The sequence below is a fragment of the Actinoallomurus spadix genome (genome assembly GCF_024055725.1).
Lineage (GTDB): Bacteria > Actinomycetota > Actinomycetes > Streptosporangiales > Streptosporangiaceae > Actinoallomurus > Actinoallomurus spadix.
In genome coordinates this window covers 64,297-86,954 of record NZ_JAMXMX010000028.1, presented here as the reverse complement: position 1 = coordinate 86,954, position 22,658 = coordinate 64,297, and the positions used below count along the sequence as shown (strand labels likewise).

The following is a 22,658-nucleotide window of genomic DNA, read 5'->3' as shown; positions in this document are numbered from 1 at the left end:
CATGGTACACAGCCCGACCGAGCGGACCGCCGAAGCGGCGGACTCCACCGAGACCCCTCCGGCACGTCGGAGACTGCCATGGCGTTCACCCGGCGACCAGCCACGCTACGCGCGCCCGGCGCTGCTGGGAATCGCGTTCGTCGCCTTCGTCCTGTTCGCCGGGCGGCTTCCGCAGACCGGCTACAACGCCTACCTCGCGGGCGTGGTCCGGGGGATGACGAGCAGCTGGCAGGGATTCCTGTTCGGCGCGGCAGATCCCGGCCACTCGGTGACCCTCGACAAGATACCGGGGTTCCTGTGGCCGCAGGCGGTCCTGGCGAAGCTGTTCGGCTTCCACCCCTGGGTCCTGCAACTGCCCCAGGTGATCGAGGGAGTGCTGTGCGTCCTGGTCCTCTACCGCCTGGTGAGGGTGTGGGCAGGGGTCCCGGCCGGGCTGCTGGCGGCAGGGGCCTTCACCCTGACGCCGGTGACGGTGGGCGTCTTCGGGGCACCCGCCGAGGACGCCGCGCTGACCCTCCTTCTCCTGCTGGCCGCCGAGGCCTGCCAGCGAGCCGTGCTGAGCGGCCGGCTGCGGCCCCTGCTGTGGTCCGGGTTCTGGGTCGGCGTGGCGTTCCAGGCCAAGATGCTGGAGGCCTGGGCCGTCCTGCCCGCCTTCGGCCTGACCTATCTGATCGCCGCACCGCCGGTGTTGCGCCGACGCCTGCGGCACCTGGCCCTGGCCGGGGTCGTGACGGTGGCGGTCTCCGCGAGCTGGGCCGTCCTGGTGACGCTCACCCCGGCCGCCCACCGGCCGTACGTCGACGGCACCACGAACAACTCGGCGGTCGGCATGATCGTCGGCTACAACTTCCTCGACCGCTTCGGCGGCTCCCACCTGGGCGGCGTGCCGCAGCATCCGAAGCTGCCGAGCGACCCGTCCCAGCTGCCTCCGGGAACCGGCGCCGGCATGCGGCCGGGCACCGCGGCGGCGGCCGAGAAGGTCCTGTTCCGCGCCTTGCACGAACGAAACCGCAATGATCACGGCAAGATGGTCGGTTCCGCCATCGCCTCCCAGACCGGCTGGCTGTACCCCATGGGGCTGCTCGCGCTCGTGCTGGGCGTCGCGTGGCGCCGTGGCACGCCGCGCACCGATCGGCTGCGCGCCGGCCACCTGCTGTGGGGCACCTGGTTCCTGACGTTCTTCCTGCTCTTCAGCCTGGGCAGCCTCGACGGCCACATGTACTACCTGGGGGTCGTCGCGGTGAGCCTGGCCGCGCTGTCGGGTGCGGGCACCGTGGCCTTCTGGACGGCGTTCCGTGAGGGAGGACGGCGGGCGGCGGCGCTTCCCGCGTCGATCGCCTTGAGCGTAGCCTGGGCGGCGTGGATCGCCTGGCGGTTCCCCTCGTTCCGATCCTGGCTGGGGCCCAGCCTGATCGTGCTCGGCGCCGGAGCGCTGGCGGTCCTGGCCCTGCTCCGCCGGTCCTCCTCGTCCACGCGGCGACCCGCGGCGATCGCGGCCGCCGTGGTGGTCCTGACACTTCTGCTGGGCCCCGTCGCGTGGGTCTCATCGGTCCTCGAACCCGGAGCCAAGGTCAATTCCGAGGGGGCGATCGGGCCCGTTCAGGCCGCCACCGGATCCGCCGGGATCCGGGCCGAACTGGGCGCGGTCTTCGGCATGGGCGCCACGAGTCCCTCCCGCGGTCAGGGCGGTTCCCCCTCCGGCGGCGGCCCGTCCGGTTCCCAGGGGCCGAACCAGCTCAGCGCCATGTTCGGGTTCGCCTTCGGCGGTGGCTCCAGCAAGTTCACCGACCAGCAGCGGAGCATGCTGGAGTACCTGCGGCGGCACCGGGACGGAGCACGGTACCTGTTCGCGAGCGTCGACTGGAGGATGGCGGCGCCGGCCATCGTCCGCGCGGGCGCCCCAGCGCTCCCGATGGGGGGATTCACCGGGAACACGCCGTTCCCCTCCCTGCGACGGTTCCAGCGGATGGTGAGCGACGGGGACGTGCACTTCGTGGTCCTCTCCGGCCAGGCGGGCGGCCCGGGGATCGGCGCCAACGGGACTCCGGTCGCGGCGATCGCGGACTGGGTGCGCCGGACGTGCGTGCCGGTCCCGGCCTCCGCCTACGGGGCCGCGGACCCGGGCGCCACGGTGACCGCGAAGGGCGCCGACCCGCAGACCCAGCTGGTCGGCCTGCTCGCGGACATGATCGGCCGTACTCCCGAGCAGCTGCTGTACCGCTGCGGCTGATCCACCGGGGGGTTCGGCGCGGTGTCGTGATCGATCGGATGCCCGGACCGGCGACCGTCGCTCCGGTCGGTCATCGAGCCGATGCCCGGTGCGACGCCGCCGGGCGGATGGCCCTTCATCGCGTCGGCGGCCCCGCGGGCGTCACCACAGGCTCAGGGAACGGGTGAAGATCCCCGCGAGGTCCTCCTCGGTCACCGGGCGGGGTGACATGTCCAGGAGCCGGCGCTGTTTGACGGCGCCGTCGACGAGGGCGGGCACGTCGGCGCCGGTGTAACCGACCTCGCCGATCCCGTCGGGCATCCGGATGTCCCGCATGAGGCTCAGCAACGCCCGTGGCAGATGTTCGGCCGCGTCGCGGGGCGGTTCCATGCCCGGGGCGAGCAGCTCGGCCGCGCGTATGTGCCGGTCCGGGCAGGCCTCGAAGGTGAACCGGAACGCCTCCGGTGCCGTCAGCGCCACCGCCATGCCGTGCGGGACCAGCGGCTCCTCCGCCCGATAACCGGCCGGGCGGAACTCCCTGACCCGGCCGGCGATCGGATAGGCGCCGGCGTGCGGGATGTGGACGCCCGCGTTGCCGAACCCGAGACCGGCGAACGTGGCGGCCAGCGCCATGTCGGCACGGGCCTCGGTGTCGTCACCGTCGCGTACGGCGGCCCGGAACGACCGGGCGATCAGGCTCAGCGCGCGTTCGGACCACATGTCTGCGACCGGGTTGGCGCCGCAGTACGGCACCCGCTGCTCGGGGGACTTCCGCTCGAAGGAGGTGTACGGCTTGGCCGTGTAGCTCTCCAGGGCGTGACAGACGATGTCCATGCCCGCCGACGCGGTGACGCCCGCCGGCTGGGTCCTCGTCAGATCCGGGTCGACCACCGCGAGGGCGGGCCGTAGCCGGGGATGGCTGATACCGGTCTTGACCTTCAACGCGAGCACGTCGAGCACGCAGACCGTCGTGCTCTCGGCACCGGTACCGGTCGTCGTGGGGACGGCGATCAGGGGCAGCAGCGGCCTGGCCGGAGCCCGCCCGGCGCCGACGGGCGGATTGAGATAGTCCGCCAGTTCGCCGTCGTTGGTCGTCAGCAGGTTGATGGCCTTCGCGGTGTCGATGCTCGATCCGCCGCCGACCGCGACGTACGCGTCCCAGGGGCCGGAGTCGCGTGCCCGCTCGACGGCCTCGCGGAGACCGGCGTCGGTGGGTTCGACGCGCACGCCGTCGAACACCTCCGCCTCGACCCCGTACGGCTTCATCTGGTCCGCGATCCGCTGCGGCGCGCCGGTCGCCGCGACGCCCGGATCGGTGACGATCAGAACGCGGCGCGCGCCGTACTGGGCCAGGTCGTACCCGATCTCGGCGGACGCGCCCGAGCCGAACTTGAGCTGTGGCGCGCCGTAGGTGAACACCGTTTCGGGGCTGCTGGGGATGGGTGCCATGGTTCGCCTCCTTCCGGTCAGATTAGAAGCCGACCGGAAGTCCGTTGGCGGCTCGCGTGCGCGGGCTCCTAAGCTGTGGTCGGTGGCCAGGTACTTTGATGTGCATCCGGACAATCCGCAACCTCGGGCGCTCCGGCAGGTGGTGGACCTGCTCCGCGCGGACGGGTTGATCGTCTATCCGACGGATTCGTGCTTCGCGCTCGGGTGCCGTCTGGGCAACAAGGACGGTATCGACCGGATCAGGGAGATCCGGCACCTCGACAGCAGTCACCACTTCACTCTCGTCTGCCGGGACTTCGCGCAGCTCGGCCAGTTCGTCCAGATCAGCAACGCGCTGTTCCGGTCGATCAAGGCGGCGACGCCCGGCCGCTACACCTTCATCCTGCCCGCGACGAAGGAGGTGCCGCGGCGGCTGCTGCATCCGAAGAAGAAGACCGTCGGCGTCCGGATCCCCGACCACACCGTGGCCCAGGCGCTGCTGACCGAACTCGGTGAACCGCTGCTGTCGAGCACCCTTCTCCTGCCCGGGGAGAACGAGGCCATGACCCAGGGCTGGGAGATCAAGGAAAGACTCGATCACATGGTGGACGCCGTCGTCGACTCGGGGGAGTGCGGCGCCGTGCCGACGACGGTGATCGATTTCTCCCAGGCGGAGCCCGAGATCCTCCGGGTGGGCGCCGGAGACCCGTCCCTCTTCGAATGACGCGTCTCCCGGGCCGGGACCAAGGTCCGGGGACCCGGCCCGTACCCCGTCGCGCGGCACGTCTCCGGCGTCCCGCGACGGGATTCACGCCATGCGTCGGCGGGCCACGGCGCGCCACCCGAGCATGAACAGCCCGAGGAAGAGGAGCGAGATCAGGATGAAGGTGACCGCGGTTCCCTGACCGGCGATGACGCGCAGGATCATGCCGGCGGCGACGGTCACCAGCCAGACGCCGACGCCGGTGCCCGCGAGGGCGGCGGGGCGCCGCCAGGCGCGCGTCACCGCCCAGCCGATCAGCAGACCCGTCAGGAACGGCCAGGCCGTCTGCGCGATCCCGGTGACGGTCTCGCCCTCGCTGTGCCCGGCCCGTCCGATCACCACGAACGCCATCACACAGCACAGATCGAAGACCGCCGCGACCACCGAACGCATGCGCCTCAGCGTATCGATCGCCGCGTCATGGTCCTCGCCCGGGCCGGTCGGCGGCCTCGGCGCTCCGGCGACGTGCGGGCCATTCCCTATGTCACGCGCGTCCCAGACGTCGGATCATGGAGGCATGGCCCAAGATCCCCCGTTCGACGAAGACCTCCCCGCGGCTCACGCCTCCGAGACGGCCCGGGCCGTCGAGCCTCCCGAGACCCGGCGCACCGAGGAACTCGAGGGAACGCTCACCCGTGAGCTCCGGCCGACCCGGGTGGTGCCGCGCTGGGTCGGCTGGTTGATCATCGCGGCGGGTGTCGCCATGCTGCCGTGGATCACCGGCCTGAGCTTCGTCCTGCCAACCAGTCACCAGGCGGCGCACTACAACGCCTCATGGATCGGCTTCGACCTCGGGCTGTGCGCGATGCTCCTGCGCACGGGCTGGCTCGCGCAGAAGGGCCGGGAGCACATCGAGCTGAGCGCGGCGATCACCGGCACCCTGCTGCTGGTGGACGCGTGGTTCGACGTGGTGACCGCCGACAGCCGGGGCGAGTTGACGCTCGCGCTGATCCTGGCGCTGGTCGGCGAGCTTCCGCTGGCCGCCTTCTTCCTCTGGGTCGCCGGGCGGGTCGAGTACCGCCGCCAGCGGCGCGCCGAGGCGGTCGTACGGCTCCTGCGGAGGCTGCGGCTCCGTCGCTCCCCGGCGCCTCCCCGCCGGCACCCGCGCTGAGGCCGGCCTCGCGGGCGTCACTTGCTGGGCTGGGGGACCTTGCAGTACGCGGTCGGGTTGAGGCCGATGTAGTTGAGCGGACCGGAGATCATCGTGAGGCCGATCGTGGCGAAGCTGGAGCAGCTCCCGTTGAAGTGGGCGTAGTAGTGCCGCTGCCCGGCGGCGAGTCCTCCGATGACCAGCCAGACGACGAGCATCCACCGTCCGGCCCGCATCGCCACCTCCGATGACCTCGCCGCCGACTTCGGGGGTACGACGGTCATGACAAGATCGGCCTTAGTTAAGCAAGTCAGGCCGTGCAGTGTCATCTCGCCGCTACGCGGACGCCCGGATTGTCCTGCGGCGTCGGGAGATGCGCGCCGATCGGAGTCGGGGGCCCGGCTTCACGGCAGCGGTTCGCCGGAGCCGGCGACGTGCAGGGGGACGCCGCGCGTGCGCAGTGCCGCCATCTGGTCCTGTGGGGTCCCGGAGTCGACGATGACGAGGTCGAAGGCGGTCAGCGCGGCGAGCTGGTGCAGGCCGTTCTTGGTGAACTTGCTGTGGTCGACGAGCAGGATGCGGCGGTCCGCGGAGTCCATCAGCGCCCGCTTCACCGCGACCGTCTCCTGCGACTGGTGGTAACAGTGGCCGTTCGTGATGGCCGTTGTGGACATGAACAGCACGTCCGCGTGCAGCGACCGGATGGTCTCGCTGGTGCGCAGGCCGAGGAAGGCGTCGTAGGCCGGGTAGTACGCGCCGCCGAGCGCGATGAGGTCGATGCCGGGCTTGCCCGCGAGGAGGTTCACCGCCGCCAGGAAGTTGGTGATCACGGTGAGCGGTCCCAGTGACGGCAGCAGCTCGGCGACGGCCAGGCCCGTGGTGCTCTCATCGATCATGATGGATGCGCCCGGGGAGACGAGGCCGCTCGCGGCCTGGGCGAGCTGGCGTTTGGCCTCCGCCATCGCCTGCAGGCGGTGCCGTACGTCGCCGTGGTAGATCGCGGACGGCTGTGCCGTTGCGCCGCCGCGTACCTTGCGCAGCCAGCCGTTGCTCTGCAGCACGTCCAGGTCGCGGTGGACGGTCATCACGCTCACGTCGAACGCCTCGGCGAGGCTCTTGACGTGCACGAACCCTTCGTCCACGACGCGCTGACGAATCTTCTCCCGGCGCTCTCGCGCGCCTGCGGCGTCGCCGGCGGCCGGTGCCGTCGCGTCCTCTGCCACCTGCGTTCCTTCCCCCCGTGCACCCGGATGTGATGTTCGGTGTGGAACGTAACATACACCCCGCACTCGCGTGGGACGCCGGAAGACGCGGGCGCGGCAGGACGTGACGGCGCCAGACCGCGCGTGTTCGTAACATTCGATAACACAATCTGGTGTTAAGAAGCTCGCAACACTTGACATGTTCGGCGTCTCCGGTGTTTCGTTCGTCACCTCGACAGGCGGTTCCCGCTGGCCGCCGTGCCTCCTCGCCCCCCGAACCATCGGAGGAGAACGTGACCATGCTTCGTCTCAGAACGGCCGCCGCGGCGACGGCCGCCCTCACCGCGCTCACGGCCGCCGCGGCCTGCTCGCAGAACGGCTCCGGTGGCGCCGGCGGCTCCGGCGACGCAAAGAACGCCAAGGTCGCCTTCCTCATGCCGGACATCGCCTCGACCCGGTACGAGATGTACGACGCGCCGCTGTTCAAGGCCAAGATGAAGCAGCTGTGCCCCGGGTGCACCGTGCTGTACCAGAACGCCGGCGCCGACGCCTCGAAGCAGCAGCAACAGGCCGGCTCGGTCCTGGCCCAGGGCGTCAAGGCCATCGTCATCGACCCGGTCGACTCCGCGGCGGCCGCCTCGATCGTACGAACCGCGCAGGCGCAGAAGGTCGCGGTGATCGCCTACGACCGGCCCATCCCGGCCATCAAGGCCGACTACTACGTGTCGTTCGACAACGAGAAGATCGGGGCGTCGATCGCCCAGTCCCTGGTCGACCATCTCAAGCAGACCAAGGCCAAGGGCGGGATTCTCGAGGTCAACGGTTCGCCGACGGACGCCGCGGCCGGTCTGATCAAGAAGGGCATCCACAGCGCCGTCGACGGCAGCGGGCTCAAGCTGCTCGCCGAGTACGACACGCCCGGCTGGGAGCCGGCCAAGGCGCAGGACTGGGTGAGCGGCCAGATCAGCAAGTTCAACGGGCAGATCGCCGGCGTCGTCGCGGCCAACGACGGCACCGGCGGCGGCGCGATCGCGGCGTTCAAGGCGGCCGGTGACCCCGTGCCCCCGGTGACCGGCAACGACGCCGAGCTCGCCGCGGCGCAGCGGATCATCGCCGGCGACCAGTACAACACGATCTCCAAGCCGATCAAGATCGTGGCGGAGGCGGCGGCCGACGTGGCGTACAAGTTCATGCAGGGCAAGCCGCCGGCGGCCCAGACCACGCTGTTCAACACGCCGTCCCAGCTGTTCACCCCGACCGTGGTCACCCAGGAGAACATCGCCAAGGTCCTCCTCGGTCCCGGCGGCGCCCTCAAGGTCTCCGACGTCTGCACCCCGACGTACGCGGCGGCCTGCGCCAAGCTCGGCATCAAGAGACGGTCCGCCGGCCCCGGCCCACCGGACCGGGCGCCGGCGGCTTCGGCCGTATCGACGAAGGATGAGCATGTCCCCATCGCCCTCCCAACCGAGCCCACTGCTGTCGCTACGGGGCATCAGCAAGACCTTCGGCGCCGTCGCCGCCCTCACCGACGTCGACCTGGACGTCTCGGCCGGTGAGGTCGTCGCCGTCGTCGGCGACAACGGCGCCGGGAAGTCCACCCTGGTCAAGGTGCTGTCGGGGGTCCACCAGCCCGACGCGGGAACCATCACGTTCGACGGGCGTCCGGTGACCATCCCCAGCCCCGCCGCGGCGCAGCAGCTCGGCATCGCCACCGTCTTCCAGGACCTGGCGCTCTGCGAGAACCTCAACGTGATCGAGAACCTCTTCCTCGGCCGGGAGCTGCGCGGGATGCGCCTGGACGACGTCGCCATGGAGGTCCGCTCGCGCGAGCTGCTCCGGCGTCTCTCCGCGAAGATCCCGAAGCTGTCGGTCCCCGTCGCCGCGCTGTCGGGCGGCCAGCGGCAGACCGTGGCGATCGCGCGGTCGCTGCTCGGCGACCCGAAGATCGTCATTCTCGACGAGCCGACGGCGGCGCTCGGCGTCGCCCAGACCGCCGAGGTCCTCAACCTGATCGACCGGCTGCGCGAAGGCGGCCACGGAGTGATCATGATCAGCCACAACATGGACGACGTGCTGTCGGTCGCCGACACGGTGGCCGTGCTGCGCCTCGGCCGAAACAACGGGGTCTTCGACGCGGTCGAGGCCACCACCGAGCAGATCGTCACCGCGATCACCGGGGCCGCCGACAACGCGGTCACCCGGCGCAAGAGGCGTGCGCGCCGCGCGGTGGCGGCGGGCGCGCAGGAAGGGACCGGCAATGAGTGACCTGAGCACCGCGCCGCCGCTCGCCGAGCAGGAACAGTACGAGCCGGAGGAGCCCGCCGGGCTCCGGGCGCTCGTCACGCGGTTCCGCGGCGGCGACCTCGGCGTCGTCCCGGTCGTGGCGGGCCTGGTCGTGATCTGGACCGTGATGCAGATCCTCAACCCGGTCTTCCTGTCCAGCGTCAACCTGGTCAACCTCACCCTGGAGTGCGCGCCGGTCGGCGTCATCGCCCTCGGCGTCGGGCTGATGCTGCTGGTCGGGCAGATCGACCTGTCGGTCGGCTCGCTGAGCGGCCTGTCGGCGGCCCTTACCGCCATCCTGTTCGTCGACCAGGGACTGTCGCCCTGGCTGGCCGTGCCGGCCTCGGTGGCGGCCGCCGCGATCATCGGCCTGCTGTACGCCCTGGTGTTCAACCGGCTCGGCGTGCCCAGCTTCGTCATCACCCTCGCCGGTCTGCTCGGCTTCCTCGGCGTGCAGCTGTGGGTCCTCGGCAGCAAGGGGTCGATCAACCTGCCGTACGACTCCGGCCTGGTGACCTTCGCCCAGCTCGACTTCCTGCCCTCCTGGCTGTCGTACACCCTCGCCGTCGTCGCGGCGGGCTGGCTGTTCGCCGCCGGGTACCTGCGGGCCCGGGACCGGCGCGCCGCCGGGCTGCCCGCGGCGTCGCTGCGCGGGCTGGTCCTGCGCAGCGCCGTGCTCCTGGCCGGCCTCGGCCTCGCGGTCTGGTACCTCGGCCGTGCCCGGGGCGTGGGCTGGATGTTCGTGCTGTTCCTCGCCCTGGTGCTCGCCACCCACTACCTGCTGGCGCGCACGCGGTTCGGCAAGTCGATCTACGCGGTGGGCGGCAACGTCGAGGCGGCCCGCCGGGCCGGCATCAACGTCAAGGCGGTCTACACCTCGGTGTTCGTCCTGTGCACCTCGCTCGCGGCCGTCGGCGGCGTCCTGGCCGCGGCCCGTCTCGCCGCGGCGAACCAGAGCACCGGTGGCGGCGACGTCAACCTCAACGCCATCGCCGCCGCCGTGATCGGCGGCACGAGCCTGTTCGGCGGGCGCGGTAACGCGTTCGCCGCACTGCTCGGCATCGTGGTCATCCAGTCCATCTCCAGCGGCCTCACCCTGTTGAACCTCAACTCCTCCTTCCGCTACATGGTCACCGGGGCGGTGCTGCTGCTCGCGGTGGCGCTGGACGCGGCGGCCCGGCGCTCGCGGGCCTCCCACGGCCGCGCGTGAGGACCTGACCGTTCGAAGAAGGGAGTGGCCATGGCGGTCGTCTGCGTCGACGCGGGCACCACGATGATCAAGGCGGTCGGCTACGGCGACGACGGCGCCGAGCTGGCGGTCGAACGCCAGAACACCACCGTACGGAACCCGGCCCCCGGCCACGCCGAGCAGGACCCGGCCGAGGTCTGGCAGGCCGTCGTACGCGGCGTGCGCCGGGTGATCGAACGCCTCGGCACCCCGGTGAGCCACCTGGCGCTGACCGCGCAGGGCGACGGGTCCTGGCTCGTCGACGCGGCGGGGGAGCCGACCGGCCCGGCGATCCTGTGGAACGACGGCAGGGCCGGATCGATCGTCGAGCGCTGGGCGCGCGGCGGCGTCCTGGAGGAGGCGTTCCGCCGCAACGGATCGCTGACCTTCGCCGGCCTGCCGAACGCCATCCTCACCTGGCTGCGCGAGCACGACCCGGACCGGCTCGCCCGCTCGGCCGCCACGCTCACCTGCGGTGGCTGGATCTTCCTCCGGCTCACCGGCGAGCCGGTCGCGGACCTGTCGGACGGCTCGGCGCCGTTCATGGACATCCGCGAGCGGGCCTACTCCGACGAGCTCCTCGCCCTGTACGGGATGGAGTGGGCCCGGCCGCTGCTGCCCGAACTGCGCGGCGACGGCCGGCGCGTCGCGCCGCTCACCGCGTCCGCCGCGCGCGAACTCGGCCTGCCCGAGGGCACGCCCGTGGTCCTCGCCCCGTACGACGTGGCGTCCACCGCGATCGGCGTCGGCGCGGTCGAGGCCGGTCAGGCGTGCACGATCCTCGGCACCACGCTGTGCACCGAGATCGTGCTGGACGAGCCGCTGCTCGACACGAACCCGTCCGGCCTCACCGTGGCGCTCGACCGGCGCTACCTGCGGGCCTTCCCGACACTCGCGGGCGGGCAGGTCATCGACTGGGCGTGCCGCATGCTGGGCCTCGGCGGCGACCCGGCCGCGCTGTCGGTGCTGGCCGAGCGGTGCGCGCCGGGCGCGGACGGGCTGCTCTTCCTGCCGTATCTGTCGCCGGCGGGGGAGCGGGCGCCGTTCCTGGACCCGCGTGCCCGGGGGACCTTCCTCGGGCTGTGCGTCGACCACGACCGGGAGCACCTGGCCCGCGCCGTCCTCGAAGGACTGTGCCTGGTGATCCGGGACTGCCTGACCGCCTCCGGGGAACGCCCGGTGGAACTGCGGGTCAGCGGCGGCGGGTCGGCCAGCGCCGCCTGGCTGCGGATGCTCGCCGACGTGATCGGCGTCCCCGTCGTCCGCACCACGGACGCGGAGGCGGGCGCGCGCGGCGCGTTCATCGTCGGCGCCGTGGCCACCGGCCGGGCCGCCGGCGAACGCGAGGCCGCCGACGCCTACGTACGGCCCGGCGAGGTCTTCACCCCGGACCCCGGCAACGCCGAGCGCTACGCCCGTACGTACGAGGCGTTCCTGGAGGCGCGCGGCGCGACGGCGGCGGCCTGGCCGACGCTGGCGACCCTGCGCGAGGAAGCGGAGTGAGCGGCCACGACGAGGTCTGGCTCGGCGTCGACCTGGGCACCCAGAGCGTACGAGCCGTCGCCGTCACGGCCACCGGCCGGATCGCCGGCGCCGGCGCCGAACCGCTGACCGGGCGACGCGAGGCCGGCCGCCACGAGCAGGACCCCGAGGACTGGTGGCGGGCCACCGCGGCGGCCTGCGGGCGGGCGCTGCGCGACGTACCGCCCGGCGCCGTGCGTGCCGTCGCCGTCGACGGCACGTCCGGGACGATCCTGCTGACCGGCGACGACGGCACGCCGCTGACGCCCGGCCTCATGTACGACGACACCCGCGCCACCGAGGAGGCCCGCCGGGCCGGCGAGGCCGGCGCCGCCGTGTGGGCGGAGCTGGGGTACCGGCGGATGCAGCCCGCGTGGGCGCTCCCGAAGCTGCTGTGGCTGCTGGACCGGCACGACGGACCGGCCCGCCTCGCCCACCAGGTCGACTTCGTCAACCGGCGGCTGGCCGGCCACGCCGTCCCCGCCGACCTGAGCAACGCGCTGAAGACCGGCGCGCACCTGATCGAGGAGACCTGGCCCGCGGACGTCATGGACGCGCTCGGAGTACCGCCCGGCACGCTGCCGGACCTCGTACGCCCGGGAACCCCGATCGGCACCGTGTGCGCGGCCGCGGCCGAGGCCACCGGCATCCCCCAGGGCACTCCGATCATCGCCGGGATGACCGACGGCTGCGCCGCGCAGCTCGGCGCCGGGCGGCTGACCGTCGGCTCCTGGAACTCCGTGCTCGGAACCACGCTCGTGCTGAAGGGTGTCACCGAAGAACTCGTCCACGACCCGTACGGCGCGGTGTACTCCCATCGGGCGCCGGACGGCGAATGGCTGCCCGGCGGCGCGTCGAGCACCGGCGCCGGCGTGCTCGCCCGCGACTTCGCCGGCCGCGACCTGCGCGCGCTCGACCGGCTGGCGGAGCAGCACGAGCCCGCGCGCGCCCTCGCGTACCCGCTGGTCTCCGAGGGGGAGCGGTTCCCGTTCGCGGCGCCGGACGCCCGTGGCTTCCTGCTCGGCAGCACCGGTGACGAGGCCGACGACTACGCCGCGGTCCTGCAGGGCGTCGCCTACCTCGAACGCCTCTGCTTCGACCACCTCGACCTGCTCGGCGCGCCCACCGGCGGCGACATCACCCTCACCGGCGGCGCGGCGCGCAGCCCGTACTGGTGCCGGCTCCGCGCCGACGTCCTCGGCCGGCCGGTGATCCTTCCGGCCGACCCCGAACCCGCGCTCGGCGCCGCCGTCCTGGCCGCCTCGCCCGGCCGCCGCGTCGCCGAGGTCGCCGCCGAGATGGTCGCGATCCGCGGAACGATCGACCCGGGCCCGCGTGCCGACCGGTTCGACGATGGGTACCTGCGCCTGGTGGGCGAGCTGGAACGGCGCGGCTGGCTGCCCGCCGCCACGGCCGCGCACGCACGCGCCCGCGCGGCGTCCGACCGGGCGGCGCCGACTCAGGAAGGAACGTCACGATGACCCGACTCGTCCTCGTCCGCCACGGAGAGACCGAGTGGCACGCGGAGAACCGCTACGCGGGGGTCAGTGACATCGCCCTCACCGCCCGCGGCCTCGAACAGGCCCAGCAGCTCGCCACCTGGGCCGGAACGGCCGGGCTCGCCGCCGTCTGGACCTCCAACCTCACGCGCGCCCAGCTGACCGCGACCGCCTGCGCCGAGGCCATCGGCGTGCCCCTGAACGTCGACGAGCGGCTGCGCGAACTCGACTTCGGGCACGCGGAGGGACTGACCCGCGCCGAGATGCACGAGCAGTTCCCCGAGGCGCTGCAAGCCTTCCGCGAGGACCCCGTCGCCGACCACCTGCCCGGCGGCGAGGACCCCACCGAGGCGGTCCGCCGGTTCACCGGCTGCCTGTACGACCTCGTCGAACGGTACCCCGGCGACCGGGTCCTCGTCGTCGCGCACACCACCGCGATCCGGCTCGCGCTGTGCGAGCTGATCGGGGCGCCCCTCCGCGACTACCGGCGAATCTTCCCGTCGGTGCGCAACTGCGCGCTGACCGAGATCCGCCTCACCCGCGAGGAGGCCGCACTGCTGGAGTTCAACACCCCCATCGAGAGCATCAACGCCGTCCAGGAGACCACATGACCGAGCGGAGCGAGGGAATCGAAAGCGCAACACCCATGAGTCACCCCTCCGGCCACATGACCACCCGCCTGCTCGCGGCCGGAGACCACTTCGTCCTCAACCGGCTTCTCATCGACGCCGTACGGGCCCAGGCCCCGGGTGCGGACCTGGAGTTCGCCGAGATCACCCTGGACTGGCCGCTCGTGCCGTTCGGCCGGGTCGCCGAGGTCGACGAGGCCTCCGGCACCGAGGACCAGATGATCGAGGCGCTGGGCGACGCGGAGATCTGCCTCACCCAGATGGCGCCGCTGACCCGCCGCGTCATCGAGGCGTGCCCGCGCCTCAAGCTGATCGGCATCGGCCGCGGCGGGCCGGTCAACGCCAATCTCGAGGCCGCGGCCGAGCACGGCGTGACCGTCTGCTACGCGCCCGGCCGCAACGCCGGCGCCACCGCCGAGCACACCCTCGGCATGATCCTCGCCGCCGCGCGCCGCATCCCGCAGACCCACGCCGAGCTGACCGCCGACCGCTGGCGCAGCGACTACTACCGGTACGACGAGGTCGGCATCGAGCTGGCCGGCAGCACGGTGGGCCTCGTCGGCGGCGGCGCGGTCGGCCACCGGGTCGCCCAGATGCTCGCCGCCCTCGGCGCGCGGGTGCTCATCCACGACCCGTACCTGACCGAGACCGCCGTCGGCGAGCTCGTCTCCCTGGACGACCTGCTGTCCCGCGCGGACGTCGTCACGCTGCACGCCCGCGTCACCCCGGAGACGAAGGGGATGATCGGCGCGCCACAGCTCGCCGCGATGCGGCCGGGCGCCATCATCGTCAACTGCGCCCGCGGCGCCCTCCTGGACTACGAGGCCGTCTGCGACGCCATCGAGGGCGGTCACCTGTTCGGCGCCGCGTTCGACGTCTTCCCCGAGGAGCCGATCCCGGCCGAGTCGCGGCTGCTGACCACGCCGGGCATCGTGCTGACCCCCCACCTGGCCGGCGCCAGCCGCCAGACCGCCGCGAACGCCGCCCGCATCCTCGCCGAAGACGTCGCCCGCCATCTGCGCGGCGAGCCCCTGGTGAACGTCGCCAAGCCCTGACCGCCCCGAGGCGGTTTGCCGGAACGGCAAACCGATTCACGGCGGTCTCGTCGTCCATCGGAAGATCGATGAGAGAGGCGCCGGCCTGATGGCGGCCGGTGCCGTGCGCTCGGCGCGCGAGGATCGGAACCCCTGGAGGACGGATGTCGCAGCCCGCTCTGGTCACGGATGTCACCCATCGTGTGATCTTTTCTCCCGCCGGGCGCATTCACCTGGTGGAGCAGGGGTCGGGACCGCTGGTGCTGCTGGTCCACGGGTTCCCCGAGACCTGGTACTCCTGGCGGCACCAGTTGCCGGCGCTGGCCGCGGCCGGCTACCGGGCCGTCGCCGTCGACGTGCGTGGTTACGGCCGCTCCTCCAAGCCCGGGGACGTGGCCGCGTACCGGATGCTGGAGCTGATCGAGGACAACGTCGCCGTCGTACACGCTCTCGGCGAGCGGACGGCGGCGATCGTGGGCCACGACTGGGGCGCGACGATCGCCGCGAACTCCGCCCTCGTACGGCCGGACGTCTTCCGCGCCGTCGGGTTGCTCAGCGTGCCCTACGCCCCGCGAGGCGGGCCACGGCCGAGCGAGGTCTTCGCGCGCATGGGCGGAGAGGAGGAGTTCTACGTCGGCTACTTCCAGGCGCCCGGCCGGGCCGAGGCCGAGATCGAACCGGACGTCCGAGGGTGGCTCGCCGGCTTCTACGCCGCCCTGTCCGCCGACACCATGCCGCCCGCCGGCGCCCCGGACCCCCACTTCGTGTCCCCGGGCGGGACGCTGCGTGACCGGTTCCCCGCCGGCCGGCTGCCCGTCTGGCTGAGCGAGGACGACCTGGACGTCTACGCCGCGGAGTTCGAGCGGACCGGCCTGAGCGGGGCTCTCAACCGGTACCGGAACATGGACCGGGACTGGGAGGACCTCGCCGGCTTCGACGGCGCCCCCATCACCCAGCCGTCCCTGTTCGTCGGCGGCGCGCTGGACGCCTCCACCACCTGGATGGCCGACGCCATCGAGGCCTACCCCGCGACCCTGCCGGGCCTGATCTCCTCGCACATCCTCGACGGCTGCGGCCACTGGATCCAGCAGGAGCGCCGCGACGACGTCAACGAGATCCTCACCGGCTGGCTCGCCTCCCTGCCCGCCTGACCCGGCCCGGTCTCCGCCGGCGGAGTCGCCGGGGCGTGCTACGGGCGGGGGAACAGGACCCACCGCTCCAGACGGGGCAGCAGGTGGGCGTGCTCGCGCAGCGGGACACCGGGCGCGCTGAACGTGTCCTCCCGGGCACGACAGTGGCCGGCGGCCCGTCCGGTCGACCGCGGCTCGGGCCGTCGCCCACACCTCGAGCGTGTGCTGATGGCCGGCGCCTGGCTTGGACCGGGCAGACTTACCGTGTACGGGTAGAGTGCGTCGGGAGGAAGATCCATGACCCCACGGACGGACGCCGACGAGCTGACCGAGCAGCCCCGGATTCCGCTGAGCCGGAGGCGGGTGCTGCGTGCCGCTGTGGGGCTCATCGATCGGGACGGTCTCGACTCGCTCACCATGCGCCGGCTCGCTCAGGAGGTCGGGGCCGAGGCGATGTCGCTGTACCACCACGTCGCCAATAAGGAGGCCGTCTTCGACGGCGTCGTCGAGGTGATCCTCGAGGAGATCATCGTGGCGGTGGGCAAGGTCGAGGCTCCGTCCCCGCAAGAGGACTGGCAGGCGGCGTTGCGGGCGCGGATCCTCACCGCCCGGGAGGTCTTCCTCCGCCACCGCTGGGCCCCGCAGGTCCTCCAGACCCGCACCACGACGAGCCCTGTTGTCATCGCTTACATCGACCAGATCGTGGCCATTCTCCGGGCGGGCGGGTTCTCGTTCGACCTGGCCCACCGCGCACTGCACGTCCTGGGCAGCCGCGCCCTCGGGTTCAGTCAGGAGTTGTTCCAGCCCGACGGCGCCCAGAGCGCGGATGCCGCGGCCGCCGTGATGATGGAGCAGATGGCCGACCGTTTCCCGAACATCGTCGGGATGCTGGCGGACGGCGTCCACGAAGACCCGGCGGGCACCCTGGGCTTCTGCGACGACCAGTTCGAGTTCGAGTTCGCGCTCGACCTGATCCTTGAAGGGCTGGAACGGCGCCGCGCCGCCGGTTCGTGACCTCTTTCGGACGAGACTGAGTGCGCCGGACGCGTCATCACCTTCGGTTACCGGCTGAGTCCCTCTCCGCTGTGACCCTTGACTCTCTTACGTCGTACGAATACCTTACGTCGTACGATGGCCTTACGCCGTACGACGACAACGGGTGCGAACACCCACCGGAAGGACGACGTCATGAAAGCCTGGAGCTGGGACCGTTACGGCCCGCCCGACGTACTGACTCTCAAGGAGGTCGACGAACCCGGCATCGCCAGGGACGAAGTGCTCGTGCGGGTGCGGGCGGCGTCGGTCAACCCCTACGACTGGCGTCATGTGCGGGCCGACCCCAAGCTGGCACGGCTGAGCATCGGCCTGCGGCGGCCGAGACCGGGCCTGATCCTCGGCGCCGACCTCGCCGGCGTCGTCGAGCGGGTGGGCGAGGAGGTGACCGGACTGCATCCCGGCGACGAGGTCTTCGGGGAGGTCCGGCTGGGCTCGTTCGCCGAGACCGCCGCCGTCCCGCACCACAGGCTGGCCGTCAAGCCCGCCCGCCTCACCTTCGAACAGGCGGCGTCGGTGTCGATGGCCGCGCACACCGCGCTGCAAGGGCTGCGGGACGCAGGCAAGATCTCCGCCGGGCAGCGAGTCCTCATCAACGGGGCCTCCGGCGGCGTCGGCACCTTCGCCGTCCAGCTCGCCAAGACGTTAGGAGCCGAGGTCACCGGCGTATGCAGCACCCGCAACATCGAACTCGTACGTTCCCTGGGCGCGGACGACGTCGTGGACTACACCCGCGAGGACTTCACCGAACGGCGGGGGCGATATGACCTGCTCATGGACATCGTGGGCGACCGGTCGCTGGCGGAGCTGCGGCGCCCCCTGACCTCCCGTGGCACACTCGTGATCGTGGGTGGCATCGCCTCGGCTCGCGGCGGACTCCTCGGCCCGGCGGCGCAGGTGCTCCGCGGGGCCCTGGCCTCTCCCTTCGTCGGCCACCGCATCGCCACCGTCAGATGGAAGCCCAACTCCACCGACCTCCGGTTCCTGGCGGAGCTCGTGGAGAGGGAACAGCTCGCACCCGTCATCGACCGGACCTACCCGTTCGCCGAGATCCCCGAGGCGCTGCGCTACATCGAACGCGGCCACGCCCGAGGCAAGGTCGCCATCACTGTCTGATCGCCTGCCGGATCCGCGTCCCTGGCGTTCACCCCGGGCCGTACGGCCGTGCGCCGGCATCGCGTCCTGCCCGTCGACCGGCTGGAGGCGCGCTGCCGGTGGCGTCCACCGGACGCGCGTTCATCCGGCCCGGCGATGAGATGACCGACGCCGATCGCCGGTGGCTCGCTGCATAAGAGCACCCCCGGATCAGCTCACCCTCATGCCGCCGAGTGCGTGCGGTCACAAGTCGATGAGCTCGACGGTCACGGTCGCGGTGTCACCCGGGTCGAGGGCCTCCGCCGTGCGGACGGCGCGTTTGATGGGGAGCACGTAGCCGCCACGCGCGCTGTCCGGGAAGATCGAGGTCTTCCAGGTGCTCCCGCCGACCGTGACCCGCACCCGCAGCGAACCGAAGCCGCGCCGGGCTCCGCCGGCCAGGTCGCGGATGTCCTCGGACGCCTCGATGGGCAGGCTCACGAAGGTCCATGTGTCCGCCCGCCGGGCATCCCAGATCCACAACTCGGCATCGAAGACGACCACCACGAGCCCATCATGACGCCGAGGTCCGACAATCCCCGGCCACGGCTCCGCTCATGCCGCCGGGCGCCGCCCCCAGGCGGAGATCATCGGTGCGGTCGCGAGGTCGAGACGGCCTGCGGAGACGTTGTCGAGATGTTCGTCGATCTCCTGGGCGGTCGCGTACCCGTGGGCGATGAGGCTGTCGCGGACCTGGTTGACGGTCGCGGTCTCCAGTAGGTCGCAGGCGGGGGAGGTGATGGGGAAGAACGCGTCGGCCCTCACCTCGATCAGGCCGGCCTCGCGGAGCAACCGCGGCAGCTTACGCCCGTAAGCGAGATCGCCGCCCCGCTCCGCGAGCAGCGACCGGAAAGCGGATCGCAGCTTGTTGGCCAGCCGCTGCTCGGGACCGCGCTCGTCGGGGCAGATGAGCGGGAGCAGCGCGGGATCGGCGTCCTCGATGAGCAGGATGCCGCCGGGCCGCAACACGCTGATCATCGACTGCAGGGCCCTGTCGCGGTCGGTCAGGTGCACCAGGACCAGGCGGGCGTGCACGAGGTCGAAGGTCTCGGCCGGCGGCTCGTCGCGGGCCATATCGTGGTGGCGTACCTCGACGACCGGACTAGCCGCCTGCCGGGCCCAGGAGACGTCGATGTCGGTGGCCAGCACACGACCGGTCGCGCCCACCCGGCCGGCGAGCCATCGGGGCACTGAGGCCCCGCCCACGCCGACCTCCCAACAGCGCCATCCTTCGCGGATGCCGAGCTCCTCGATATGGCGGAACGTCGACGGGTCGAACAGCTCCGACAGGGCGTCGAAGCGTACGCCGGCCTCGGCCTGCCGGTTGTCCAGAAGATAGCCCTCATCGTGTGCCATGAGCCGATGATGCCCGACTCTGACCGGAAAGCCCGGTAGCTGTGACAGGGTGTTCCTGCCGGTCGCAGCGGTCGGACCGGGAATGCGACGTCCAGGGAGTACGCCAGTGACCTTCCGTGGATCCCCTCGCGTGCTCGCCGTCCAGAACTCGGAGGGCAGCGGAATCGGGCGGCTGCTTCCCTGGTGGGAGGGGATGGGCCTCCGGGTCGAGGTGGTTTCCGGCGCCGCGACCCCCGCGACCTCGAAGGGATTCGACGCGGTCGTCCTGCTCGGCGGCGGCTTCCTGCCCGACGACGACCGGCGCGCCCCGTGGCTCCCGACCGAGCGCGAGCTGACCCGGCGCGCGGTCGCCGGCGGCGTTCCGCTGCTGGGCATCTGCCTGGGCGCCCAGGTACTCGCCGCCGTCGCCGGCGGCACGGTGCGCGGCGACCACGGCCGCCCGGAGCGCGGGTCCTGCCCGGTCTCGCTCCGCCGTGCGGCCGGAACCGATCCGCTGTTCGCCGGGCTGCCGCGTGAGCTGCGCTTCATCCAGAACCACCGGGACCAGATCACCGAGCTCCCGCCGGGTGCCGTACGGCTCGCCGATAGTGAAGACTGCCCGGTGCAGGCGTTCCGGGTGGGGGAGCGCGCCTGGGGCGTGCAGTTCCATCCGGAGGCGGGCGCCGACCGCCTCGATCGCTGGGATGAGGCCGCCCTGGCCGACGCCGGACTCGACCTGCGAGCACTCCGCGCCGAGGCCGAGAGGGCCGAGCCGCAGTCGGCGCGGCACGCGAAACGCCTCGCGGCCAACTTCGCCGACGTCGTCCGCCGGACCGCCGGCGAGTCCTCGGGCGGCGTCGTGGACGCCCATCACGATCTGCTCTCTGACGAGCCCAGCAGCGTGTGATCGATCGTTATCGCGCAGGGCATCCGCGCGATGGTCGAATCATGGATATGGGGCTGCATTGCAGGGTTGAGGCGTCTCTGGGGAACGACGTTCTGATCTCCTTTGCCGTCGATATGGCGAGCTGATCCGAGAGCTCCCGGGAAACTCAACAGAACCAACCATGATATGGGCCCAATCCCAACATGTCCGCCAATGTATTGACGCGATCGACCAGACTGCTTACTGTCACGTCAACATCTAGATGTCTCCGCCATCAAGTCTGCCGCGCCGGCACCGCAGACGAGTCGCTCTCCTTCGCCTTCTGGAGCCGTCGCTATGCGCAGACATCCCCCCGCCCTCGGTCGGCGCGTCCTGTGGTCCATCGGAGCGATCATCGTTCTCGTCCTCGGCCTGACCGGTACGGCGCAGGCCGCCACCTCCCTGCCCTGTGACATCTACGGTGCCGCCGGCACCCCCTGCGTCGCCGCGCACAGCACCGTGCGCGCCCTGTCCGGCGGGTACTCGGGCCCGCTGTACCATCTGACCCGCGCCTCCGACCACGCCACGCACGACGTGGGCGTGCTGTCGGCGGGCGGGTACGCGAACGCGGCCGACCACGACGCGTTCTGCAACGGAACGACGTGCGCCATCACGAAGATCTACGACCAGACGTCGCGCCACAACGATCTGACGCCGTCCCCGGCGGGCACCGCCGGGACCGGCGCCGACTATCCCGCGGACGCGAGCGAGATCGCGGTCACGGCCGGCGGCCACAAGGTGTACGGCGTCTGGATCTCCCCGCAGCACGGCTACCGGCACGCCGTCGGGTCCGGCGTCGCGCAGAACGGGCAGCCCGAGGGGATGTACATGGTGGCCAGCGGCACGCACGTCGGGTCCGCGTGCTGCTTCGACTACGGCAACGCCGAAGCGGTCCCGGCCGACACCGGCAACGGCCACATGGACGCCGTCAGCATCGCGACGACGTGCTACTTCGCGCCCTGTACGGGCTCGGGCCCGTGGGTGGAGGCGGACCTGGAGAACGGGATGTTCCAGGGCGCCAACGGCTCCAACACCGCGAACCTCGGCAACAACAGCACCTACGTCACGGCGCTGCTGAAGAACAACGGGCAGACGACGTACGCCCTCAAGGGCGGCAACGCGCAGTCCGGCGGCCTGACGACCTGGTGGAACGGCGCGCTGCCGAACCGCGGCGGCTACATCCCGATGCATCAGGAGGGTTCGATCATCCTGGGCACGGGCGGCGACAACAGCAACTGGAACATGGGCACCTTCTTCGAAGGAGTGATGACCTCCGGCTATCCGACCGACGCCGCCGACAACGCGGTGCAGGCGAACATCGTCTCGGTCGGCTACTCGGGCCAGACGAACGTCCCGAACGGCCCGCAGGGCACGATCGTCGGCCCGGGCGGCAAGTGCGCCGACGTCATTGGTGACGACACCGGGGTGAACGGCGCCGGCGTCGTTCTCTGGGACTGCCAGTCGTACGCCGAGGACCAGCACTGGGAGCACTTCGCCGACAACTCGGTGCGCACCCTCGGGCGCTGCCTCGACGTCACCGGCAACGGCACCGCGAACGGCGCCCAGGTGCAGTTGTGGGACTGTAACGGTGGCGGTGCGCAGGTGTGGCAGCAGCAGGCCGACGGTTCGCTGCGCAATCCGCAGTCCGGGCGTTGCCTGGACTCGCCGAGCGGGGCGACCGCGAACGGCACGCGGCTGCAGATCTATGACTGCAACGGTTCCGCGGCGCAGAAGTTCACGGTGAACGGCGGCGGCGCGATCGTCGGACCGGGCGGCAAGTGCGCCGACGTCCTCGGCGACGACACCGGCGTGAACGGCACGGCGATCAACCTCTGGGACTGCCAGTCGTACGCCGTCGACCAGCACTGGGTGCACCTGGCCGGCGGCGCCCTCCGCACCCTCGGGCGCTGCCTGGACGTCACGGGCAACGGCACCGCGAACGGTACCCAGGTGCAGTTGTGGGACTGTAACGGTGGCGGTGCGCAGGTGTGGCAGCAGCAGGCCGACGGTTCGCTGCGCAATCCGCAGTCCGGGCGTTGCCTGGACTCGCCGAGCGGGGCGACCGCGAACGGCACGCGGCTGCAGATCTATGACTGCAACGGTTCCGCGGCGCAGAGGTTCGCGCTGAGTTAGGACGACCCCGAGAGCGGGGCCCGCCGATCCGGCGGGCCTCGCCGCGCGTCCACCGGTTCACG

21 protein-coding genes are annotated in these 22,658 nt (G+C 71.7%); 15 read left to right on the top strand and 6 right to left on the bottom strand.

Features of this window, described 5'->3' with window-relative positions; translation table 11 throughout:
• Nucleotide 1: 1 nt before the first annotated feature.
• On the top strand, nucleotides 2–2,230 hold the full coding sequence (locus NE235_RS31265) for an ArnT family glycosyltransferase (protein ID WP_252809316.1): 2,229 nt from the start codon (nucleotides 2–4) through the stop codon (nucleotides 2,228–2,230).
• 141 nt (nucleotides 2,231–2,371) lie between these two features.
• On the opposite strand, the gene NE235_RS31260 is transcribed toward NE235_RS31265, so the two are convergent.
• Nucleotides 2,372–3,658 (bottom strand): hydroxyacid-oxoacid transhydrogenase, encoded by a 1,287-nt coding sequence (locus NE235_RS31260; RefSeq protein ID WP_252809314.1) that lies wholly within the window; start codon nucleotides 3,656–3,658, stop codon nucleotides 2,372–2,374.
• Nucleotides 3,659–3,740: 82 nt separating this feature from the next.
• Between NE235_RS31260 and NE235_RS31255 the strand changes: the two genes are divergently transcribed.
• Entirely contained in the window at nucleotides 3,741–4,361 is a 621-nt protein-coding gene (locus NE235_RS31255) for an L-threonylcarbamoyladenylate synthase (RefSeq protein WP_252809312.1), read from the top strand.
• 84 nt (nucleotides 4,362–4,445) lie between these two features.
• Here the strand turns inward: NE235_RS31255 and NE235_RS31250 are convergent, their stop codons facing one another.
• Nucleotides 4,446–4,793, bottom strand: coding sequence for a DUF3054 domain-containing protein (locus tag NE235_RS31250; RefSeq protein WP_252809310.1), 348 nt, complete (start codon nucleotides 4,791–4,793; stop codon nucleotides 4,446–4,448).
• Between the two features lie 124 nt (nucleotides 4,794–4,917).
• On the opposite strand from NE235_RS31250, the gene NE235_RS31245 reads away from it, so the two are divergent.
• Nucleotides 4,918–5,511: a hypothetical protein gene (locus NE235_RS31245; RefSeq protein ID WP_252809308.1), complete on the top strand. Its 594-nt coding sequence runs from the start codon at nucleotides 4,918–4,920 to the stop codon at nucleotides 5,509–5,511.
• A 17-nt stretch (nucleotides 5,512–5,528) separates the two neighbouring features.
• On the opposite strand, the gene NE235_RS31240 is transcribed toward NE235_RS31245, so the two are convergent.
• Together NE235_RS31240 and NE235_RS31235 are read right to left on the bottom strand one after the other, a co-directional pair.
• Nucleotides 5,529–5,774, bottom strand: a complete 246-nt coding sequence (locus NE235_RS31240) for a hypothetical protein (protein WP_252809306.1) — start codon at nucleotides 5,772–5,774, stop codon at nucleotides 5,529–5,531.
• Nucleotides 5,775–5,894: 120 nt separating this feature from the next.
• Complete coding sequence (locus tag NE235_RS31235) at nucleotides 5,895–6,713, bottom strand: DeoR/GlpR family DNA-binding transcription regulator (RefSeq protein WP_252809304.1); 819 nt, start codon at nucleotides 6,711–6,713, stop codon at nucleotides 5,895–5,897.
• 278 nt (nucleotides 6,714–6,991) lie between these two features.
• Here NE235_RS31235 and NE235_RS31230 point away from each other — a divergent pair, with 278 nt between their 5' ends.
• The 10 genes from NE235_RS31230 to NE235_RS31185 all read left to right on the top strand — a co-directional run bounded on the left by NE235_RS31230 (nucleotide 6,992) and on the right by NE235_RS31185 (nucleotide 18,185).
• Nucleotides 6,992–8,248 (top strand): ABC transporter substrate-binding protein, encoded by a 1,257-nt coding sequence (locus NE235_RS31230; protein ID WP_252809302.1) that lies wholly within the window; start codon nucleotides 6,992–6,994, stop codon nucleotides 8,246–8,248.
• On the top strand, nucleotides 8,136–8,957 hold the full coding sequence (locus NE235_RS31225; protein WP_252809300.1) for an ATP-binding cassette domain-containing protein: 822 nt from the start codon (nucleotides 8,136–8,138) through the stop codon (nucleotides 8,955–8,957). Before NE235_RS31230 ends, NE235_RS31225 begins: the two co-directional genes overlap by 113 nt.
• Nucleotides 8,950–10,185: a sugar ABC transporter permease gene (locus tag NE235_RS31220; RefSeq protein WP_252809298.1), complete on the top strand. Its 1,236-nt coding sequence runs from the start codon at nucleotides 8,950–8,952 to the stop codon at nucleotides 10,183–10,185. Before NE235_RS31225 ends, NE235_RS31220 begins: the two co-directional genes overlap by 8 nt.
• 30 nt (nucleotides 10,186–10,215) lie before the next feature.
• On the top strand, nucleotides 10,216–11,706 hold the full coding sequence (locus tag NE235_RS31215; RefSeq protein WP_252809296.1) for an FGGY-family carbohydrate kinase: 1,491 nt from the start codon (nucleotides 10,216–10,218) through the stop codon (nucleotides 11,704–11,706).
• Nucleotides 11,703–13,205, top strand: a complete 1,503-nt coding sequence (locus tag NE235_RS31210) for an FGGY-family carbohydrate kinase (protein ID WP_252809294.1) — start codon at nucleotides 11,703–11,705, stop codon at nucleotides 13,203–13,205. Before NE235_RS31215 ends, NE235_RS31210 begins: the two co-directional genes overlap by 4 nt.
• Complete coding sequence (locus tag NE235_RS31205) at nucleotides 13,202–13,834, top strand: histidine phosphatase family protein (protein ID WP_252809292.1); 633 nt, start codon at nucleotides 13,202–13,204, stop codon at nucleotides 13,832–13,834. Before NE235_RS31210 ends, NE235_RS31205 begins: the two co-directional genes overlap by 4 nt.
• A 35-nt stretch (nucleotides 13,835–13,869) precedes the next feature.
• Entirely contained in the window at nucleotides 13,870–14,907 is a 1,038-nt protein-coding gene (locus tag NE235_RS31200) for a 2-hydroxyacid dehydrogenase (RefSeq protein WP_252809290.1), read from the top strand.
• Between the two features lie 143 nt (nucleotides 14,908–15,050).
• Nucleotides 15,051–16,037: an alpha/beta fold hydrolase gene (locus NE235_RS31195; protein ID WP_252809288.1), complete on the top strand. Its 987-nt coding sequence runs from the start codon at nucleotides 15,051–15,053 to the stop codon at nucleotides 16,035–16,037.
• A 276-nt stretch (nucleotides 16,038–16,313) separates the two neighbouring features.
• The gene (locus tag NE235_RS31190) at nucleotides 16,314–17,030 is read left to right on the top strand and encodes a TetR/AcrR family transcriptional regulator C-terminal domain-containing protein (RefSeq protein ID WP_252809286.1); all 717 of its coding nucleotides are present in this window, start codon (nucleotides 16,314–16,316) and stop codon (nucleotides 17,028–17,030) included.
• Nucleotides 17,031–17,204: 174 nt separating this feature from the next.
• Nucleotides 17,205–18,185 carry an NAD(P)-dependent alcohol dehydrogenase gene (locus NE235_RS31185; RefSeq protein WP_252809284.1) on the top strand — a complete coding sequence of 327 codons (981 nt, stop codon included), beginning with the start codon at nucleotides 17,205–17,207 and terminating at the stop codon, nucleotides 18,183–18,185.
• Between the two features lie 222 nt (nucleotides 18,186–18,407).
• Here NE235_RS31185 and NE235_RS31180 read toward each other — a convergent pair whose 3' ends face one another.
• Both NE235_RS31180 and NE235_RS31175 read right to left on the bottom strand, forming a co-directional pair.
• The gene (locus NE235_RS31180; protein WP_252809282.1) at nucleotides 18,408–18,710 is read right to left on the bottom strand and encodes a DUF1905 domain-containing protein; all 303 of its coding nucleotides are present in this window, start codon (nucleotides 18,708–18,710) and stop codon (nucleotides 18,408–18,410) included.
• 48 nt (nucleotides 18,711–18,758) lie between these two features.
• Nucleotides 18,759–19,559: a methyltransferase domain-containing protein gene (locus tag NE235_RS31175; RefSeq protein ID WP_252809280.1), complete on the bottom strand. Its 801-nt coding sequence runs from the start codon at nucleotides 19,557–19,559 to the stop codon at nucleotides 18,759–18,761.
• Between the two features lie 106 nt (nucleotides 19,560–19,665).
• On the opposite strand from NE235_RS31175, the gene NE235_RS31170 reads away from it, so the two are divergent.
• Together NE235_RS31170 and NE235_RS31165 are read left to right on the top strand one after the other, a co-directional pair.
• Entirely contained in the window at nucleotides 19,666–20,445 is a 780-nt protein-coding gene (locus tag NE235_RS31170; RefSeq protein ID WP_252809278.1) for a type 1 glutamine amidotransferase, read from the top strand.
• A gap of 315 nt (nucleotides 20,446–20,760) precedes the next feature.
• Nucleotides 20,761–22,596 carry an arabinofuranosidase catalytic domain-containing protein gene (locus NE235_RS31165; RefSeq protein ID WP_252809276.1) on the top strand — a complete coding sequence of 612 codons (1,836 nt, stop codon included), beginning with the start codon at nucleotides 20,761–20,763 and terminating at the stop codon, nucleotides 22,594–22,596.
• Nucleotides 22,597–22,658: the final 62 nt, after the last annotated feature.